The sequence below is a fragment of the Neisseria sp. P0021.S006 genome, assembly GCF_051956895.1.
Map to the genome: position 1 here is coordinate 1 of NZ_JBQCWZ010000123.1, position 2,601 is coordinate 2,601.

The 2,601-nt window shown below is 50.1% G+C and carries 2 protein-coding genes; both read left to right on the forward strand.

The window, feature by feature from the left end; all coding sequences use genetic code 11:
* The first annotated feature begins 28 nt into the window (after positions 1 to 28).
* Complete coding sequence (locus ACTHUM_RS11405; RefSeq protein WP_004519131.1) at positions 29 to 1,525, forward strand: NADH-quinone oxidoreductase subunit M; 1,497 nt, start codon at positions 29 to 31, stop codon at positions 1,523 to 1,525.
* 9 nt (positions 1,526 to 1,534) lie between these two features.
* Positions 1,535 to 2,601: NADH-quinone oxidoreductase subunit N (locus ACTHUM_RS11410; protein WP_440402917.1), on the forward strand; the 1,067-nt coding region annotated here is incomplete at its 3' end.

Here is a 2,601-nt window from a genome sequence, read left to right on the forward strand (position 1 = left end):
TTTTTATTTTAACCACAGGTTAACCACTATGTTTTCCAACTACCTACTCAGCTTGGCAATATGGATACCCATCGCCGCAGGTGTGCTGGTTTTGGCGACCGGTAAAGACAGCCGTGCGCCGCTGGCGCGTGTGCTTGCCTTCATGGGTGCGCTTGCCGGTTTCTTGGTAACGCTGCCCCTGTTTACCGGTTTCGACCGTTTGAGCGGCGGCTATCAGTTTACCGAGTTCCACGAGTGGATTCCGCTTCTGAAAATCAACTACGCATTGGGCGTGGATGGTATTTCAGTGCTCTTTATCATCTTGAATGCGTTTATTACGCTGTTGGTGGTATTGGCCGGTTGGGAAGTCATTCAGAAACGTCCGGCGCAGTATATGGCGGCATTCCTGATGATGTCGGGTTTGATTAACGGCGCGTTTGCCGCGCAGGATGCGATTCTGTTTTATGTGTTCTTCGAGGGTATGCTGATTCCGCTGTACCTGATTATCGGTGTATGGGGCGGTCCGCGCCGCGTCTATGCGTCGGTCAAGCTGTTCCTCTATACGCTGATGGGTTCGCTTTTGATGCTGGTTGCCATGGTTTACCTGCACTATCAAACAGGCAGCTTCTCTATTGTCGATTTCCAAAACATCAAACAGATTCCGTTGGGCGTACAACAGCTTTTGTTTGTGGCGTTCTTCCTGTCATTTGCTGTAAAAGTGCCGATGTTCCCTGTGCACACTTGGTTGCCGGATGCCCACGTTGAAGCGCCGACCGGCGGTTCGATGGTGTTGGCGGCAATTACGCTGAAACTGGGTGCGTATGGTTTCTTGCGCTTTATCCTGCCGATTATGCCGGATGCGGCACGCTATTTTGCCCCTGTAATCATCGTATTGAGCCTGATTGCCGTGATTTACATCGGTATGGTGGCTTTGGTGCAAACCGATATGAAAAAACTGGTGGCATACTCTTCCATCAGCCATATGGGTTTTGTCACTTTGGGCATGTTCCTGTTTGTGAACGGCCAATTGAATGACTGGGCATTGAAAGGCGCAATCATTCAAATGATTTCCCACGGTTTTGTGTCCGCCGCGATGTTTATGTGTATCGGCGTGATGTACGACCGCCTGCATACCCGCAATATTGCCGATTATGGCGGCGTGGTCAATGTGATGCCTAAGTTTGCGGCGTTTATGATGTTGTTCGGTATGGCCAATGCCGGTCTGCCTGCGACTTCCGGCTTCGTGGGCGAGTTTATGGTGATTATGGGCGCGGTTAAAGTGAATTTCTGGGTAGGTGCGTTGGCTGCCATGACCCTGATTTACGGTGCGTCTTATACCCTGTGGATGTACAAACGCGTTATTTTTGGTGCAATCCACAATCCGCACGTTGCCGAAATGAAAGACATCAATTGCCGTGAATTTGCGATTTTGGCGATTTTGGCGGTTGCTGTTTTGGGCATGGGTCTGTATCCGCAAGCGTTTATCGAAGTGGTGCATCAAGCGGCAAACGATTTGATTGCCCATGTGGCACAAAGCAAGATTTGAGGTGTGTAAATGAACTGGTCTGATTTGAATTTAATGCCCGCCATGCCCGAAATCGTGCTGCTTGCGCTATTGGGTGTCGTATTGCTGGCAGACTTGTGGATTTGCGATAAAAGCCGCTATCTGACCCATCTGATGAGTTTGGGAACGGTCATCATCGTGGCCGTCACCCAATTGGCGGTATGGGAGCAGGGTAGTGTCGATGCCTTTCACGGTATGTATATTGCAGATGGCATGTCCCGTTTGGCAAAACTGGTGCTGTATGCGCTGACGTTTGGTCTGTTTATTTACAGTAAACCGTACAACCAAGACCGCCAAATCTTTAAAGGCGAGTTTTACACCCTGTCATTGTTTGCCCTGTTGGGTATGAGCGTCATGGTCAGCTCGGCACATTTCTTGACTGCGTATATCGGTTTGGAATTGTTGTCTTTGTCGCTGTACGCCATGATTGCCCTGCGCCGCGACTCCGGCCGCTCTGCCGAGGCCGCGCTGAAATACTTCGTATTGGGCGCGTTGGCCTCCGGTTTGCTGCTCTATGGTATTTCTATGGTTTACGGCGCCACCGGTTCCCTTGATTTTGCTTCCGTCTTGGCTTCTGCTTTCAATGAGCAGGCCAATGAATGGTTGTTGAAATTGGGTATGGTATTTATCGTAGTCGCCATTGCATTTAAATTGGGTGCGGTTCCATTCCATATGTGGGTACCCGATGTGTACGATGGTGCGCCGACCTCTGTTACCGCCTTTGTGGGTACGGCTCCGAAAATCGCCGCCGTTGTCTTTGCGTTCCGTATCCTTGTTACCGGTATGGGTACCATACATTCAGACTGGGCGCCGATGTTGGCCATTCTTGCCGTTGCTTCTTTGGTGGTCGGTAACCTTGCCGCCATCATGCAAACCAATATCAAACGTATGCTTGCCTATTCTACCGTATCGCACATGGGCTTTATCCTGTTGGCGTTTATGGCAGGCGCAGTCGGCTTTACTGCAGGTTTGTATTACGCCATTACCTATGCTTTGATGGCGGCAGTCAGCTTCGGTGTTTTGATGGTATTGTCCACCAAAGACATTGAATGTGAAAA

What these genes read in the sequence shown, in the direction of transcription:
- ACTHUM_RS11405 (WP_004519131.1), top strand. Translation starts at nt 29, where the DNA reads ATGTTTTCCAACTACCTACTCAGCTTGGCAATATGGATACCCATCGCC.